This is a genomic window from Streptomyces sp. NPDC001816, assembly GCF_042892235.1.
In the GTDB taxonomy this organism is placed as follows: domain Bacteria; phylum Actinomycetota; class Actinomycetes; order Streptomycetales; family Streptomycetaceae; genus Streptomyces.
Map to the genome: position 1 here is coordinate 283,571 of NZ_JBIATY010000013.1, position 15,601 is coordinate 299,171.

Genomic DNA, 15,601 nt, shown 5'->3' on the forward strand with positions numbered 1-15,601 from the left:
TCCCCTTAGCTTCGGCACATGGCACGGCATGGGGGCCCCTGCCCGGGGGTGAGGTTCCTGACGGTCTGGCTGGCGCTGCCGGCCCTGCTGTGGACGACGAGCTGCGGCGGGGCGGACGACGCCGGGCCAGGTGCGGGCGGCGCCGGCGGCCCCGGACACTCGGCCAGCGGCTCGGCCGGCGCCTCCGCGGCGCCGGCCTCCGACGCGGAGCTGTGCGCGAGGATCGTCGCCCACTGGTCGCGGAAGGTGCTCGACAGCGGCACCTACGGCGACTACCAGTCCATGGGGCTGTCCAACGCGCAGTACGAGATCCTGCGCGACGTCGTGGACGCGGCGCGGGCGGCCGAGCGGCGCCAAGGGGCCGCTGCCGCCGACGAGTTGATCGACCGCCAGGCCCGCAGTGCCTGCGCCGAGCGGTACCGGCACGGAACCCCGAGCGGAGGTCCGTGGCAATGAGCGGCATCGGCCCCCTGGAGCCCGGCGAGGGCACGCAGGCGTGGGACACCGCACCGCAGGCTCCCCGCGGCCGAAGGCGCGCACTGCTCTCGTCCCTGTACGCCCGCCACCGCCGGCCCGCCCTGGCCCTCGCCGCCGTCGCACTCCTGCTCGCGGGCGGCGGCTATCTCTACGCGACCCGCCCGCGGCAACCGGCACCGCCCCAAGTGCCGTACCCCGCCCAGGTGGTGACGATGTCGTACCTGCGCGAGCGGGCCACCCCGCCCGGCGGGCCGGCCCGCAGCTTCCGCTTCGAGGTGCTGTTGAGCGTGGAGTCGGGACCGCCGGTCACCGTGACCCGAGTGACCCAGCCGTACGCCGGTCTCTCGGTGGCCGCGGTGCCGCATGTCCCCTTCCGGACAAAGGCAGGCGCTCCTCGCAAGATCACCATAACCATGCAAGTGACGGAATGCGGAAAGGTTCCGAAGGACGCCGGGATGCCTTTCCTGGAAGTAACTCTACGTAATACGCGCGCAATGCAGATTCAAAGTTTCATCCTCGGCCCCCACTACGCACAGCACCTCTCGCACGGCCTGAAAGTCGCCTGCAGCAACAGTGGTATGTAATCACCAAAACCCTTGAGACACCTGAACGGATCACGGTGAGTCCTGCGGGTTCTCACAATGCGGACAGGGCGAATCGGCCTGAATTCCGGCGTTCCCCCCACGGCGTACCGCTCTGCATTACCTCGTGTCATAACAAGAGCGTCACAGCATTGGTCAGACCCTCCTCCACGTTCCCCACACACGCCTAGAGTCACGGCCAGTCACCGCGCAGTCGGATTCTCAGTTCGGCCAGGCGCGAGCGGCTCGACCGTTTCCACGGGGATGCGGTCGTCGATCGGAAAGGACTGATCGTGCGTCAACGTTCGCTCATCGCCATCACCGCCGCCCTGGCGGCGGGTGCACTCACCCTCACCGCCTGCGGCTCGCGCGACGGCGACAAGGGTTCGGACTCCGGCAACGGTGGCGGCACCACCGTCACCATCGGCGTCGACGCCCCGCTGACCGGCGACCTGTCCGCGCTCGGCCTGGGTATCCGGAACTCCGTGGACCTTGCGGCCAAGCAGGCCAACAAGAAGAACTACGTCAAGGGCATCACCTTCAAGGTCGAGGCCCTCGACGACCAGGCGCAGCCCTCCTCGGGCCAGACGAACGCCACCAAGTTCGTCGGTGAGTCGGGTGTCCTCGGCGTGGTCGGTCCGCTGAACTCCTCCGTCGCCCAGTCGATGCAGAAGGTCTTCGACGACGCCAAACTGGTCGAGGTCTCCCCGGCCAACACCAGCCCGGACCTGACCCAGGGTCCCGACTGGCGGAAGTCGAAGGCGCGCCAGTACAAGTCGTACTTCCGCACCGCGACCACGGACGCCATCCAGGGCCCGTTCGCCGCCCAGTACGTCTACAACAAGGCCAAGAAGACCAAGGCCTTCGTCATCGACGACAAGAAGACGTACGGCGCCGGCCTCGCCGGGACGTTCACCGACGAGTTCAAGAAGCTCGGCGGCAAGATCGTCGGCACCGAGCACATCAACCCCGACACCAAGGACTTCTCCGCGGTCGCCACCAAGGTGAAGAACTCCGGTGCCCAGGTGGTCTACTACGGCGGCGAGTACCCGCAGGCCGGTCCGCTGAGCAAGCAGATCAAGGCCGCCGGCGCCAAGATCCCGCTGGTCGGCGGTGACGGCATCTACGCCGACGACTTCATCAAGCTGGCCGGCGCCTCCGGCACCGGTGACCTGGCCACCTCGGTCGGTGCGCCGGTCGAGACGCTCGACTCCGCCAAGGAGTTCGTCGCCAACTACAAGGCGGCGGGCTACAAGGAGGCGTACGCGGCGTACGGCGGTTACTCCTACGACTCGGCCTGGTCGATCATCGAGGCCGTGAAGAAGGTCGTCGACGACAACGGCGGCAAGCTGCCGTCCGACGCCCGCGCGAAGATCACCGCCGCGATGCAGAACGTCTCCTTCGACGGTGTGACCGGCAAGGTCTCCTTCGACGAGTACGGTGACGCGACCAACAAGCAGCTCACCGTCTACTCCGTCACGGGCGGTGCCTGGAAGGCCGTGGAGTCCGGCACCTACAACGCCGGCTGACCCACACCCGCACCAGCCGAGCCGCGCGGGGCGCTGTTCCATGGCGCCCCGCGCGGACTCGCATCCGGCCACATCCGTCGAACTTTCCGAACGCTCGGAGGACATGCGGTGAACGAACTGCCGCAGCAGCTGGTCAACGGCCTGCTACTTGGATCCATGTACGGGCTGGTCGCCATTGGCTACACGATGGTCTATGGCATTGTCCAGCTCATCAACTTCGCCCACGGCGAGATATTCATGACCGGCGCGTTCGGCGCGCTCACGGTCTACGCCTACATCCTTCCCGACGGCACCTCGATGTGGGTGGCACTGCCGCTCATGCTCATCGGCGCCATCCTCGTCGCCGTCACGGTCGCCGTCGGAGCGGAACGGTTCGCCTACCGCCCTCTGCGCAGCGCACCCCGCCTCGCTCCCCTCATCACCGCCATCGGTCTCTCCCTCGCCCTCCAGCAGGCGGTGTGGGCCTGGTACCCGGGCGCCAAGTCCGCCCGCACCTTCCCGAGCATCCCGGGCGGCCCCTTCGAGATCGGCAACGTCACGATCCAGACCGGTGACATCTTCCTGGTCTGTGCAGCACCGCTCAGCATGGCGTTCCTCGCCTACTTCGTGATGCGCACCCGTACCGGGCGCGGCATGCAGGCCACCGCCCAGGACCCGGACACCGCGAAGCTGATGGGCGTCAACACCGACCGCATCATCGTGGTCGCGTTCGCCCTCGGTGCCACCTTCGCCGCCGTCGGATCCGTGGCCTACGGCCTCAAGTACGGCCAGATCGACTTCCGCATGGGCTTCATCCTCGGTCTGAAGGCGTTCACCGCGGCCGTCCTCGGCGGTATCGGCAACATCTACGGCGCCATGCTCGGCGGCCTCGTCCTCGGCGTCGCCGAGGCCCTGTCCACCGCCTACATCGCCGACATCCCCGGCATGGACAAGTTCGGCAGCCAGTCCTGGGCAGACGTCTGGGCCTTCGTACTCCTCATCCTCGTTCTGCTGTTCAGGCCCCAGGGTCTGCTCGGCGAACGCGTCGCGGACAGGGCGTGACACCGATGACCACACAGACCACCACATCCGAGACCTCGAGCGCTCCCGCGGCCGCCCCGTCCGGCCTGATCGGCCTGCCCGCCCCGCTCGGCCGGGCCCTCGCCACCGGCGGCGGCGTCCTGACGATCCTCTCCACCTTCCTCGCCTGGACCTGGACCGCCGCGTTCCCCGGCGACCTCACCGTCTACGGCTACCCGGGCGGACTTCAGGTCCTCGTCCTGATCGGCGGCATCCTCACCACCCTCTTCGGCCTCGCCTCCTACGGCGTCAAGGGCCTGAAGTGGCTGACCCCGGGCAGCGCCGACAGCGCGCTGAAGACGGCCGCGCTCGGCACCTTCGCCACCGCCTGGTACACGGTCATCGCCATCAGCGCCAAGCTGGGCGGCCTGGTGAACCTGGAGGCCGGCGGCTTCGTCGTGGCCATCGCCACGCTGGCGGCCCTGGTCGGCGCGCTGGCCCTGCCGTTCGAGCGGCCGGCCCCTGACCTCGCCGACCCGGACGACAGCGGCATGGAGAAGTTCCGCCACCAGTCCCGGCAGAACTGGAACAACTTCAAGGCGGCCTTCGCCTCCAAGCCCCTGGCGCCGGCCCCCAAGCTGCCCGCCTACGCCGAGATCCTCGTCATCATCGCGGCGATGGCGGTCGGTCTGATCGTCTTCACCTACGGCATCGGCACCGAGTACGACCAGCTGTTCATCGGCTTCCTCATCACCGCCGGCTTCGGCTTCGGCGCCCTCTCCAAGGCCGGGCTCGTGGCCCGGGTCTCGGCGATCACGGCGCGCCACCGCAACATCACCATGACCGGTGCCTTCGCCGCCGCGGCCGCCTTCCCGTTCACCCAGTCCGACGACCAGTACGCGACGATCGGCGTCTACATCCTGATCTTCGCCACCGTCGCGCTCGGCCTGAACATCGTCGTCGGCCTCGCCGGCCTCCTCGACCTCGGTTACGTCGCCTTCCTCGGTGTCGGCGCCTACACCGCGGCCCTGGTCTCCGGCTCGCCGTCCTCGCCGCTGCACGTCAGCTGGCCGTTCTGGGCCTCGGCCCTGACCGGCGCGGCCGTCGCCATGGTGTTCGGTGTCCTCATCGGTGCCCCGACCCTGCGCCTGCGCGGCGACTACCTCGCCATCGTGACGCTCGGCTTCGGTGAGATCTTCCGCATCACCGTCCTCAACATGGACGGCACCTCGGGCCCGGACGTCACCAACGGCTCCAACGGCATCTCCTCGATCCCGAACCTGAACATCCTCGGCTTCGACTTCGGCCAGGAGCACCAGTTCCTCGGCGCCACCGTCGGCCGGTTCGCGAACTACTTCCTGCTGATGCTGCTCATCACGCTCATCGTGGTCGTGGTGTTCCGGCGCAGCAGCGACTCCCGCATCGGCCGCGCCTGGATCGCCATCCGCGAGGACGAGACCGCCGCGCTCGCCATGGGCATCAACGGCTTCCGGGTCAAGCTCATCGCGTTCGCCCTGGGCGCCTGCATGGCCGGCCTCGCCGGTTCCGTCCAGGCTCACGTCACGTACACGGTGACCCCGGAGCAGTACCAGTTCGCGCACGTCGTGCCGCCCAACTCGGCCTTCCTGCTGGCCGCGGTGGTCCTCGGCGGCATGGGCACCATCTCCGGTCCGCTGGTCGGTGCCGCGCTGCTGTACCTGATCCCGGCCAAGCTCCAGTTCCTGGGCGACTACCAGCTCTTCGCCTTCGGCGTCGCGCTCGTAATCCTGATGCGCTTCCGCCCCGAGGGCCTCATCCCCAACCGGCGCCGCCAGCTCGAATTCCACGAAGAGGCAGAAGCGCCCGCCGTCCTCAGCAAGGCAGGGGCGTGACCACCATGATCACCGACACCACCACCCAGGACGCCGCCCCCGGCGCGTCCGCACCCGGCGAGGTCGTGCTCGACGCCCGCGGCGTCACGATGCGCTTCGGCGGTCTGACGGCCGTACGCAATGTCGACTTCACCGTCAACAGCGGCGAGATCGTCGGTCTGATCGGCCCCAACGGCGCCGGCAAGACCACGTTCTTCAACTGCCTCACCGGTCTGTACGTGCCCACCGAGGGCGAGGTCCGCTACAAGGGCCAGGTCCTGCCGCCGAAGTCCTTCAAGGTCACGGCGGCGGGCATCGCCCGTACCTTCCAGAACATCCGTCTGTTCGGCAACATGACGGTCCTGGAGAACGTGCTGGTCGGCCGGCACACCCGCACCAAGGAGGGCCTGTGGTCCGCGCTGCTGCGCGGCCCCGGCTTCCACAAGGCCGAGGCGGCCTCCCGCGCCCGTGCCATGGAACTCCTGGAGTTCGTGGGCCTGGAGGCGAAGGCCGAGCACCTCGCCCGTAACCTCCCCTACGGCGAGCAGCGCAAGCTGGAGATCGCCCGGGCGCTGGCCAGCGAGCCCGGCCTGCTGCTCCTGGACGAGCCGACGGCCGGTATGAACCCGCAGGAGACCCGCGCCACCGAGGAACTGGTCTTCGCCATCCGGGACAAGGGCATCGCCGTGCTCGTCATCGAGCACGACATGCGCTTCATCTTCAACCTCTGCGACCGCGTCGCCGTCCTCGTCCAGGGCGAGAAGCTCATCGAGGGCGACAGCGCGACCGTGCAGGGCGACGAGCGGGTCGTCGCCGCGTACCTCGGCGAACCCTTCGAGAACGCCCCCGGCGACGAGGAGGTCGCCGAGGTCGAGGCGGCCGAGGCGCACGCCGAGGCCACGACGGACGCCGCGCCCGGCAAGGAGAACGACCGATGACCGCACTGCTCGAAGTAGAGGACCTGCGGGTCGCCTACGGCAAGATCGAGGCCGTCAAGGGCATCTCCTTCAAGGTCGAGGCCGGCCAGGTGGTCACCCTCATCGGCACCAACGGCGCCGGCAAGACCACCACCCTGCGCACGCTCTCCGGCCTGCTCAAGCCGGTCGGCGGGCAGATCAGGTTCAACGGCAAGTCGCTGAAGAAGATCCCGGCCCACCAGGTGGTCTCGCTGGGGCTCGCCCACTCCCCCGAGGGGCGGCACATCTTCCCGCGCATGACCATCGAGGACAACCTGCGCCTCGGTGCGTTCCTGCGGAACGACAAGCCGGGCATCGAGAAGGACATCCAGCGCGCCTACGACCTCTTCCCCATCCTCGGGGAGCGCAGGAAGCAGGCCGCCGGCACCCTCTCCGGCGGTGAGCAGCAGATGCTGGCGATGGGCCGCGCCCTGATGTCCCAGCCGAAGCTGCTGATGCTGGACGAGCCGTCCATGGGTCTGTCGCCGATCATGATGCAGAAGATCATGGCGACGATCGCCGAGCTGAAGTCCCAGGGCACGACGATCCTGCTGGTCGAGCAGAACGCCCAGGCGGCGCTCTCGCTCGCCGACCAGGGCCATGTCATGGAGGTCGGCAACATCGTCCTGTCCGGCACGGGCCAGGACCTGCTGCACGACGAGTCGGTCCGCAAGGCGTACCTCGGCGAGGATTAGCTCCGCCGGTTCGGCCGCTCGCACGCTGCGGGTCCGTCGTGGCTGGTCGTGCCCACGCGGCGGAGCCGCAAATCGAATAGAGTCCCGCGCCCCTTAGGGGCGCGAAGGCCCGCGCCCCTCTTCTCCGGGGCGCGGGCCTCTTCGTTCAAGTGCCGCGTCAGGCCTTCTTCGCGGCCTTCTTCTCCTGGTTGTCCGCGATGACCGCCTCGGCGACCTGCTGCATCGACATCCGGCGGTCCATGGAGGTCTTCTGGATCCAGCGGAAGGCGGCGGGCTCGGTCAGCCCGTACTCCGTCTGCAGGATGGACTTGGCGCGGTCGACCAGCTTGCGGGTCTCCAGGCGCAGGGTGAGGTCGGCGACCTCCTGCTCCAGCTGCTTCAGTTCGGTGAAGCGGGAGACGGCCATCTCGATGGCCGGTACGACGTCGCTCTTGCTGAACGGCTTCACCAGGTAGGCCATGGCACCGGCGTCCCGGGCGCGCTCGACGAGGTCGCGCTGGGAGAACGCGGTGAGCATGAGGACCGGGGCGATGGACTCCTCGGCGATCTTCTCGGCCGCGGAGATGCCGTCCAGCTTGGGCATCTTCACATCGAGGATCACCAGGTCCGGCCGGTGCTCACGGGCCAGCTCCACGGCCTGCTCCCCGTCCCCGGCCTCGCCGACGACGGTGTACCCCTCCTCCTCCAGCATCTCTTTCAGGTCGAGCCGGATCAGCGCCTCGTCCTCGGCGATGACGACACGGGTCGTCAGCGGAGGCACGTGCGACTTGTCCTCGTCGGGCACGTCTACGGGCTGGGGCGACTCGGCGGTCACGGGGGCTCCTCGTTCAGGGCAGGGGTACTGCTGACAAGAGCCTACCTAGCTACGGTATGGTGGACGCGCGGAGGGTCGGGGGAAACCTTGGATTCTGCGAGCCCCGGTAGCCCAATTGGCAGCAGGCAACGGATTCAAAACCCGTACAGTGTCGGTTCGAGTCCGACCCGGGGCACTTTTCCTTGGATTCCAAGGTCACTGAATTGGTCGGGCCTCTCTGGGTGAGGGGCCCTTTTCCGTACCCTGGACCACCCTGGGTCCGTTATTTGGGACTGTCGTCCTCGCCGATGTGGTGCACCCGGACCATGTTGGTCGAGCCGGAGACACCGGGCGGGGAACCCGCCGTGATGACCACGACGTCGCCCTTCCGGCAGCGGCCGTACTTCAGGAGCAGCTCGTCCACCTGGTCGACCATGGCGTCCGTGGAGTCGACGTGCGGGCCGAGGAAGGTCTCGGCACCCCAGGTGAGGCTGAGCTGGGAGCGGGTGGCCTGCTCCGGGGTGAAGGCCAGCAGCGGGATGGGCGAGCGGTAGCGGGACAGCCGGCGGGCCGTGTCTCCCGACTGGGTGAAGGCCACCAGGAACTTCGCCCCGAGGAAGTCGCCCATCTCGGCCGCGGCCCGGGCGACGGCGCCGCCCTGGGTGCGGGGCTTGTTCCGCTCGGTCAGCGGTGGCAGGCCCTTGGCGAGCAGGTCCTCCTCGGCGGCCTCGACGATCTTCGCCATGGTCCGCACGGTCTCGATCGGGTACTTGCCGACGCTGGTCTCGCCGGACAGCATCACCGCGTCCGTGCCGTCGATGACCGCGTTGGCCACGTCCGAGGCCTCGGCACGGGTCGGGCGGGAGTTGTCGATCATCGAGTCCAGCATCTGGGTGGCCACGATGACCGGCTTGGCATTGCGCTTGGCGAGCTTGATCGCGCGCTTCTGCACGATCGGGACCTGCTCCAGCGGCATCTCCACGCCCAGGTCGCCGCGCGCGACCATGATGCCGTCGAAGGCGGCGACGATGTCGTCGATGTTGTCGACCGCCTGCGGCTTCTCCACCTTGGCGATCACCGGGAGGCGGCGGCCCTCCTCGTCCATGATGCGGTGGACGTCGACGGCGTCCCTGCCGCTGCGCACGAAGGAGAGGGCGATGACGTCGAAGCCGGTGCGCAGCGCCCAGCGCAGGTCGTCCTGGTCCTTCTTGGACAGGGCGGGCACGGAGACGGCGACGCCGGGCAGGTTCAGGCCCTTGTGGTCGGAGATGACGCCGCCCTCGACCACCCGGGTGCGGACCCGGGGGCCGTCGACGGCGGTGACCTCCAGGCAGACCTTGCCGTCGTCCACGAGGACGCGCTCACCCGCGGTGACATCGGCGGCGAGGCCGGCGTAGGTGGTGCCGCAGGTGTGGCGGTCGCCCTCGACGCCCTCCTCCACGGTGATGGTGAAGGAGTCGCCGCGTTCAAGGAGTACGGGGCCTTCGCTGAAGCGGCCGAGCCGGATCTTCGGACCTTGAAGGTCGGCGAGGATTCCGACGCTGCGACCGGTTTCGTCGGCTGCCTTTCGTACGTGCCGGTATCGCTCCTCGTGCTCGGCGTGAGTGCCGTGGCTGAGGTTGAAGCGGGCGACGTCCATTCCGGCCTCGACCAGTGCCTTGATCTGGTCGTACGAGTCGGTGGCGGGCCCCAGGGTACAGACGATCTTCGCTCGGCGCATGATTCGAGCCTAGGCCTTACCCGCCGGTAGAGAATCCGGCCCACATGACCACTCAACAACCTTTGAGTAAAGGGCTATTGACAAGTGTTGAATTGTGCAGGCGCCCGCTCCTATGAGCGATTCTTTTCGGTCGTAGCTTCTTCGTGTCCGGAATTCACAGCCGCGGCGGCGCCAGTGTGAATTGGGCGCTGACCTGGGCGGTGACACGCAGTCGCGAAGGTTCCAGATCGAGGGGTTCGGCGGGCTCGGCCGCCTCGGCCATGCTCATGCGCCGGACGCCCCGTCCGAAGGCGGCCCCGCCGGCCCGCGGTCGCTCGGCGCCGGTGTCGGCGAGTTCGACCAGGGCGGCGATCGAGGTGCCGAGGGCCTCGGCGTACTCCCGGGCCCGCTGGAGCGCGTCGCCGACCGCCCGCCGCCGGGCCTCGGCGTGCACCGGCGAGCCGGGGCGCAGGGACCACCAGGGGCCGTCGACCCGGGTCAGCTCCAAGTCGGCCAGACGCGTGGTCAGTTCACCGAGGACGGTGAAGTCCGAGAACTCGGCGCCGAGGTGGACCCGGCCCTGATAGCTGCGCACCCGCTCGCCCCGGCCGCGCTCGGTCAGCTCCGGGGTGATGGAGAAGGCGCCGGTGGACAGCTCCTCCACCGCGTCCCCGTAGGACTTCACGAGGTCGAGCACGGCGGCGTTGCGCCGGGTGAGGTCGTCCAGGGTGGAGCGCCGGTCGCGGCCGCGGGCGGTCACGGTCACGCCGATGCGGGCGATCTCGGGCTCGACGTCGAGTTCGGCCTCGCCGCGGACCACGAGCAGGGGGGCGTCGGGGGTGCCGTACGGAACGGTCGAGGGGGAGGTCATACGTCCCACTCTGTCACGCACCTCCCGCTTCGGCGGCCGGAGTTCACGCATCCGGTCACCAGATCGCAACCTCTTGGACCTGTTGCCGTCAGTCATGACCAGGTCAGAATCTACGCGCGTTGTTGACCATTCGCCGAGGAGACCAAGAGATGCCGTTGAACCGCCGGAAGTTCCTGAAGAAGTCCGCCGCGACGGGCGCGGGAGTTGCGATCGCCGGTGCGGCGGCGGCTCCGGCGGCCCAGGCGGCCGAGCAGCAGACGTCCGGGAAGCACGTGAAGCGCCACTCGCTCACCGTCATGGGCACCACCGACCTGCACGGCCACGTCTTCAACTGGGACTACTTCAAGAACGCGCACTACACCGACAAGGCGGGCAACGCCCAGGGCCTGGCCCGGATCTCGACCCTGGTCGACCAGATCCGCGCGGAGAAGGGCCACTGCAACACGCTGCTGCTGGACGCCGGCGACACGATCCAGGGCACCCCGCTGACGTACTACTACGCCAAGGTCGACCCGATCACGGCCAAGGGCGGCCCGGTGCACCCGATGGCGCAGGCGATGAACGCGATCGGGTACGACGCCGCGGCGCTCGGCAACCACGAGTTCAACTACGGCATCGAGACCCTGCGCAAGTTCGAGGACCAGCTGGACTTCCCGCTGCTCGGCGCCAACGCGGTCGACGCGAAGACGCTGCGGCCCGCCTTCCCGCCCTACTTCGTCAAGACGTTCCACGTGCCGGGTGCCCGTCCGGTCAAGGTCGCCGTGCTCGGTCTGACCAACCCCGGCATCGCGATCTGGGACAAGGCGTACGTGCAGGGCAAGCTGGCGTTCCCGGGCCTGGAGGAGCAGGCCGCGAAGTGGGTGCCGAAGCTGAAGGCGCTGGGCGCCGACGTCGTCGTGGTCTCGGCGCACTCCGGGTCCTCCGGCACCTCGTCCTACGGTGACCAGCTGCCGTACGTGGAGAACGCGGCCGCCAACGTCGCCAAGCAGGTCCCGGACATCGACGCGATCCTCGTCGGGCACGCGCACGTGGAGATCCCGGAGCTGAAGGTCACCAACGACAAGACCGGCAGGACGGTCGTGCTGTCGGAGCCGCTGGCCTACGCGGAGCGGCTGTCCGTGTTCGACATCGAGCTGGTCTTCGAGAAGGGCCGGTGGACCGTCGAGTCCGTCTCCTCGAAGGTGCTCAACTCCAACTCGGTCGCCGACGACCCGAAGATCACCAAGCTGCTCAGCGACGAGCACGCGAAGGTCGTCAAGTACGTGAACCAGGTCGTCGGCACCACGACCGCGACCCTCACGACGGTCGAGGCCCGCTACAAGGACGCCCCGATCATCGACCTGATCACCAGGGTCCAGGAGGACGTGGTCAAGGCCGCGCTGGCGGGCACCGAGTACGCCTCGCTGCCGGTCATCGCGCAGGCCTCGCCGTTCTCCCGCACCTCCGAGATCCCGGCCGGCGACGTGACCATCCGGGACCTGTCGAGCCTGTACGTGTACGACAACACGCTGGTCGCCAAGCTGCTGACGGGCGCGCAGGTGCGGGCGTACCTGGAGTACTCGGCGGCGTACTACGTCCGGACGGCCGCCGACGCCGCCGTCGACGTGGACAAGCTGACCAACGAGGGCGGCCGTCCCGACTACAACTACGACTACGTCTCGGGCCTGTCGTACGACATCGACATCGCCCAGCCGGTCGGTTCGCGGATCAAGAACCTCACCTTCAACGGTGCCGCGCTGGACGACGCCCAGCAGTTCGTGTTCGCGGTGAACAACTACCGCGCCAACGGCGGCGGCGCCTTCCCGCATGTCGCCTCGGCCAAGGAACTGTGGTCGGAGTCGACGGAGATCCGCACCCGGATCGCGGAGTGGGTCACCACGAAGGGCGTCCTGGACCCGAAGGACTTCGCGTCCGTGGACTGGAAGCTCACGCGGAACGGCACGCCCGTCTTCTAGGTCGCGCAGGAAGTGAACCGGCCTCCCGGGACGGCCACGCACAGGGTGCGTGTCACCGTCCCGGGGGGCCTTCTACCTCCCGTCCACCAGCGGGGTCAGCTGCGTCGCCTGCCTGGGCTGCGGCACCCGGGACTGCGGCTCCTCCAGCCCGTACGTGGTGAAGGACGTCCGGGTGGGCAGCGGGTACGGCTCCTTGCCCGTGAGGGAGTTGAGGATGCCGGCGCTGCGCCAGGCGGCGAGCCCGAGGTCGGGGGTGCCGACACCGTGGGCGTGGAGTCCGGCGTTCTGGACGTACACCGACCCGGTGACCGAGGGGTCGAGCAGCAGCCGGAACTCCCCTTCGATACGCGGGCGTTCGCTGCTGTCGCGGCGCATGTAGGGGTCGAGTCCCGCGAGGAGGCGGCCCAGCGGGCGCTCGCGGTAGCCGGTGGCGAGGACGACGGCGTCCGTGGTGAGCCGCGAGCGGCTGCCCTGCTGGAGGTGCTCCAGGTGGAGTTCGACCTTGGTGGTGGCGACCCGGCCGGCGGTGCGCACCCGGACCCCGGGAGTCAGGACCGCGTCGGGCCAGCCTCCGTCCAGGGTGCGCCGGTACAGCTCGTCGTGGATGTCGGCGAGGGTGCCGGCGTCGATGCCCTTGTGCAGCTGCCACTGGGCGGCGATCAGCCGGTCGCGGACGGGTTCGGCGAGGGCGTGGAAGTAGCGGGTGTAGTCGGGCGTGAAGTGTTCCAGGCCGAGCTTGGAGTACTCCATCGGCGCGAACGCCTCGCTCCGGCCGATCCAGTGCAGCCGCTCGCGCCCGGCGGGACGGTGGCGCAGCAGGTCGAGGAAGACCTCGGCGCCGGACTGTCCGGAGCCGACGACGGTGACGTGCTCGGCGGCGAGCACGGTGGCGCGGTGGTCGAGGTAGTCGGCGGCGTGGATGACCGGGACGCCGGGCGCCTCGACGAGGGGCTGCAGCGGGTCGGGCACGTAGGGGGCGGTGCCCACGCCGAGGACGACGTTGCGGGTGTAGGTGCGGCCCAGCGCCTCGGCCTCGCCCTCGGCGTCGAGCCGGGTGAAGTCGACCTCGAACACGTCGCGTTCGGGGTTCCAGCGGACGGCGTCGACCTGGTGGTAGAAGTGCAGCCCGGGGAGGTTCTCGGAGACCCAGCGGCAGTAGGCGTCGTACTCGGCGCGCTGGATCTGGAAGCGCTCGGCGAAGTAGAAGGGGAAGAGCCGCTCGCGGGTCCTGAGGTAGTTGAGGAAGCTCCAGGGGCTGGTGGGGTCGGCGAGGGTCACCAGGTCGGCAAGGAACGGCACCTGGATGGTGGCGCCCTCGATGAGGAGGCCGGGGTGCCAGGCGAAGGCGTGGCGCTGTTCGTAGAAGACGGCGTCGAGTTCGGCGAGCGGGTGGGCGAGGGCGGCCAGGGAGAGGTTGCAGGGGCCGATGCCGATGCCGACCAGGTCGCGCGGGAACTCGGGCTCGTGGCGTGGGGCGATGGTCATCTGGGGGTCGTTCCTTCTACGAGTTTGAGGAGCTGGGCCAGTTCGTCCGGCCGGGTGTGGGGGTTGAGGAAGGTGGCCTTCAGCCAGAGGCGGTCGTCGAGCCGGGCGCGGCCGAGGACGGCCCGGCCCTCGTGCAGCAGCCTGCGGCGTACGGCGGCCACCGTGTCGTCGTCCGCGTCGGCGGGCCGGAACAGGACCGCGCTGATGACGGGCCGGTCGTACAGCTCGAAGCCGGTGTGGCCCTGGACGAGCGCGGCGAACTCGCGCGCGCGGGCGCAGACCTGGTCGACCAGGGTGCCGAGCCCGCTGCGACCCAGCGTCTTCAGGGTGACGGCGATCTTGAGGATGTCCGGGCGGCGGGTGGTGCGCAGGGAGCGGCCGAGCAGGTCGGGGAGTCCGGCCTCGGTGTCGTCGTCGGCGTTCAGGTAGTCGGCGCGCTGGTGCAGGGCGGCGAGGTCGCGGGGCCGGGCCACGGCGAGCAGGCCGGCTGCGACCGGCTGCCAGCCGAGCTTGTGCAGGTCGAGGGTGACGGTGTGGGCGGCTTCGAGCCCGGCGAGCTTGTCCCGGTGCCGGTCGCTGAAGGCGAGGCCGCCGCCGTAGGCGGCGTCGATGTGCAGGCGGGCGCCGTGGGCGGTGCACAGGCCGGCGATCTCGGGCAGCGGGTCGATGAGCCCGGCGTCGGTGGTGCCGGCGGTGGCGGCGACCAGGAGCGGGCCGGAGAGCGCGGTGAGGGCCGCGTCGAGGGCGGCCGGGTCGAGGGTGCCGCCCGGGGCGGGGACGACGACCGGCTCGGGCAGGCCGAGCAGCCAGGCAGCGCGGGGCAGCGTGTGGTGGGCGTTGGCCCCGCAGACCAGCTGGACGCTGCCGCCGTGGGCCTCGCGGGCGAGCAGCAGGGCGAGCTGGTTGGACTCGGTGCCGCCGGTGGTGACCAGGGCGTCGGCGAGGCCGATCTCCTGGGCCAGGGCACGGGCGACCTCGGCCTCCAGCGCGGAGGCGGCCGGGGCCTGGTCCCAGGAGTCCAGGGACGGGTTGAGGACGCTCGCGGCGAGGTCCGCGGCGGTGGCGACGGCGAGCGGCGGGCAGTGCAGATGGGCCGCGCACAGCGGGTCGGCGGGGTCGGCGGCGCCCTCGGCGAGGGCATGCACGAGGGCGCGCAGCGCGTCGGGGTCGCCGTCGTCCGGCAGGACGTCCCCGAGGGCGTCGGCGATCCGCGCGGCGACGGCGTCGGGCCCGCCGGCCGGCAGCGGTCCCCCGCGGGCTCGGGCACCGCTCGCGAGCGCGTCCATGACGGTGTCCAGGAGCGGCCGCAGGGCTCCGGTGCCATCGGGTCCTGAGGCGAGGGGCGGCATGCTCATGGGCTCTCCTCCGGGGCGCGGGGACATGGGGGCGGCCATGGGGGCTTCCGGCTGGTGCAGGGGCCTCTGTACGGCGTCTTCCAGTTTGTACGGGAAGAGTCCCACGCGTCCGTAAAGCCCAACGATCGGAACCCGAAAGTGGGTACTGCCGTACGGGGAAAGCGCGTTGGAGTGTGGTGACCTGCGGCTGACGTCGGTCGGGTGGTTGACGCGCGGATGAGCGACGTGCCCGGTGAGCGGGGGGTGGTGCGTGAGCGAGCGCTAGACGAGTAGTTCCGATTGCGGGGTTCACGGACGCAGGGAGGGTGTCCAACATCGGGTTGTGACGACCGAGTTAGACACCCTCTTGACCGCAC

13 protein-coding genes and 1 tRNA gene are annotated in these 15,601 nt (G+C 69.6%); 9 read left to right on the top strand and 5 right to left on the bottom strand.

Annotation, left to right across the window (positions count from 1 at the left end; all coding sequences use genetic code 11):
* Window positions 1-18: 18 nt before the first annotated feature.
* From ACFYZZ_RS36710 to ACFYZZ_RS36740, 7 genes are all read left to right on the top strand, one after another.
* Window positions 19-456 (top strand): hypothetical protein, encoded by a 438-nt coding sequence (locus ACFYZZ_RS36710; RefSeq protein ID WP_389185721.1) that lies wholly within the window; start codon window positions 19-21, stop codon window positions 454-456.
* Window positions 453-1,061: a Tat pathway signal sequence domain protein gene (locus ACFYZZ_RS36715; RefSeq protein ID WP_389185724.1), complete on the top strand. Its 609-nt coding sequence runs from the start codon at window positions 453-455 to the stop codon at window positions 1,059-1,061. The genes ACFYZZ_RS36710 and ACFYZZ_RS36715 overlap by 4 nt, the downstream gene beginning before the upstream one ends.
* 290 nt (window positions 1,062-1,351) lie before the next feature.
* Entirely contained in the window at window positions 1,352-2,587 is a 1,236-nt protein-coding gene (locus ACFYZZ_RS36720; protein ID WP_389185727.1) for a branched-chain amino acid ABC transporter substrate-binding protein, read from the top strand.
* A gap of 108 nt (window positions 2,588-2,695) precedes the next feature.
* Window positions 2,696-3,628, top strand: coding sequence for a branched-chain amino acid ABC transporter permease (locus ACFYZZ_RS36725; RefSeq protein ID WP_389185730.1), 933 nt, complete (start codon window positions 2,696-2,698; stop codon window positions 3,626-3,628).
* A 5-nt stretch (window positions 3,629-3,633) separates the two neighbouring features.
* Window positions 3,634-5,457 (top strand): branched-chain amino acid ABC transporter permease, encoded by a 1,824-nt coding sequence (locus ACFYZZ_RS36730; RefSeq protein ID WP_389185732.1) that lies wholly within the window; start codon window positions 3,634-3,636, stop codon window positions 5,455-5,457.
* Between the two features lie 5 nt (window positions 5,458-5,462).
* Entirely contained in the window at window positions 5,463-6,374 is a 912-nt protein-coding gene (locus ACFYZZ_RS36735; protein ID WP_389185776.1) for an ABC transporter ATP-binding protein, read from the top strand.
* On the top strand, window positions 6,371-7,087 hold the full coding sequence (locus tag ACFYZZ_RS36740; RefSeq protein WP_384606294.1) for an ABC transporter ATP-binding protein: 717 nt from the start codon (window positions 6,371-6,373) through the stop codon (window positions 7,085-7,087). Before ACFYZZ_RS36735 ends, ACFYZZ_RS36740 begins: the two co-directional genes overlap by 4 nt.
* A 157-nt stretch (window positions 7,088-7,244) precedes the next feature.
* Here the strand turns inward: ACFYZZ_RS36740 and ACFYZZ_RS36745 are convergent, their stop codons facing one another.
* Window positions 7,245-7,901 carry an ANTAR domain-containing response regulator gene (locus ACFYZZ_RS36745; RefSeq protein WP_389185735.1) on the bottom strand — a complete coding sequence of 219 codons (657 nt, stop codon included), beginning with the start codon at window positions 7,899-7,901 and terminating at the stop codon, window positions 7,245-7,247.
* Between the two features lie 100 nt (window positions 7,902-8,001).
* Between ACFYZZ_RS36745 and ACFYZZ_RS36750 the strand changes: the two genes are divergently transcribed.
* Window positions 8,002-8,076 (top strand) — tRNA-Leu (locus tag ACFYZZ_RS36750).
* A gap of 87 nt (window positions 8,077-8,163) precedes the next feature.
* Here the strand turns inward: ACFYZZ_RS36750 and pyk are convergent.
* Together pyk and ACFYZZ_RS36760 are read right to left on the bottom strand one after the other, a co-directional pair.
* Window positions 8,164-9,600 (bottom strand): pyruvate kinase, encoded by a 1,437-nt coding sequence (gene pyk / locus ACFYZZ_RS36755; protein ID WP_389185738.1) that lies wholly within the window; start codon window positions 9,598-9,600, stop codon window positions 8,164-8,166.
* A gap of 154 nt (window positions 9,601-9,754) precedes the next feature.
* Window positions 9,755-10,450 (bottom strand): SIMPL domain-containing protein, encoded by a 696-nt coding sequence (locus ACFYZZ_RS36760; protein ID WP_389185741.1) that lies wholly within the window; start codon window positions 10,448-10,450, stop codon window positions 9,755-9,757.
* 149 nt (window positions 10,451-10,599) lie between these two features.
* On the opposite strand from ACFYZZ_RS36760, the gene ACFYZZ_RS36765 reads away from it, so the two are divergent.
* The gene (locus ACFYZZ_RS36765; protein WP_389185744.1) at window positions 10,600-12,405 is read left to right on the top strand and encodes a bifunctional metallophosphatase/5'-nucleotidase; all 1,806 of its coding nucleotides are present in this window, start codon (window positions 10,600-10,602) and stop codon (window positions 12,403-12,405) included.
* Between the two features lie 72 nt (window positions 12,406-12,477).
* Here the strand turns inward: ACFYZZ_RS36765 and ACFYZZ_RS36770 are convergent, their stop codons facing one another.
* Both ACFYZZ_RS36770 and ACFYZZ_RS36775 read right to left on the bottom strand, forming a co-directional pair.
* Window positions 12,478-13,890 carry a lysine N(6)-hydroxylase/L-ornithine N(5)-oxygenase family protein gene (locus ACFYZZ_RS36770; RefSeq protein ID WP_389185747.1) on the bottom strand — a complete coding sequence of 471 codons (1,413 nt, stop codon included), beginning with the start codon at window positions 13,888-13,890 and terminating at the stop codon, window positions 12,478-12,480.
* Window positions 13,887-15,245: a pyridoxal phosphate-dependent decarboxylase family protein gene (locus tag ACFYZZ_RS36775; RefSeq protein ID WP_389185750.1), complete on the bottom strand. Its 1,359-nt coding sequence runs from the start codon at window positions 15,243-15,245 to the stop codon at window positions 13,887-13,889. Before ACFYZZ_RS36775 ends, ACFYZZ_RS36770 begins: the two co-directional genes overlap by 4 nt.
* Between the last annotated feature and the right edge of the window lie 356 nt (window positions 15,246-15,601).

What these genes read in the sequence shown, in the direction of transcription:
- pyk (WP_389185738.1), bottom strand. Translation starts at nt 9,600, where the DNA reads ATGCGCCGAGCGAAGATCGTCTGTACCCTGGGGCCCGCCACCGACTCG.
- ACFYZZ_RS36710 (WP_389185721.1), top strand. Translation starts at nt 19, where the DNA reads ATGGCACGGCATGGGGGCCCCTGCCCGGGGGTGAGGTTCCTGACGGTC.
- ACFYZZ_RS36730 (WP_389185732.1), top strand. Translation starts at nt 3,634, where the DNA reads ATGACCACACAGACCACCACATCCGAGACCTCGAGCGCTCCCGCGGCC.
- ACFYZZ_RS36770 (WP_389185747.1), bottom strand. Translation starts at nt 13,890, where the DNA reads ATGACCATCGCCCCACGCCACGAGCCCGAGTTCCCGCGCGACCTGGTC.
- ACFYZZ_RS36735 (WP_389185776.1), top strand. Translation starts at nt 5,463, where the DNA reads ATGATCACCGACACCACCACCCAGGACGCCGCCCCCGGCGCGTCCGCA.
- ACFYZZ_RS36715 (WP_389185724.1), top strand. Translation starts at nt 453, where the DNA reads ATGAGCGGCATCGGCCCCCTGGAGCCCGGCGAGGGCACGCAGGCGTGG.
- ACFYZZ_RS36760 (WP_389185741.1), bottom strand. Translation starts at nt 10,450, where the DNA reads ATGACCTCCCCCTCGACCGTTCCGTACGGCACCCCCGACGCCCCCCTG.
- ACFYZZ_RS36740 (WP_384606294.1), top strand. Translation starts at nt 6,371, where the DNA reads ATGACCGCACTGCTCGAAGTAGAGGACCTGCGGGTCGCCTACGGCAAG.
- ACFYZZ_RS36775 (WP_389185750.1), bottom strand. Translation starts at nt 15,245, where the DNA reads ATGAGCATGCCGCCCCTCGCCTCAGGACCCGATGGCACCGGAGCCCTG.
- ACFYZZ_RS36765 (WP_389185744.1), top strand. Translation starts at nt 10,600, where the DNA reads ATGCCGTTGAACCGCCGGAAGTTCCTGAAGAAGTCCGCCGCGACGGGC.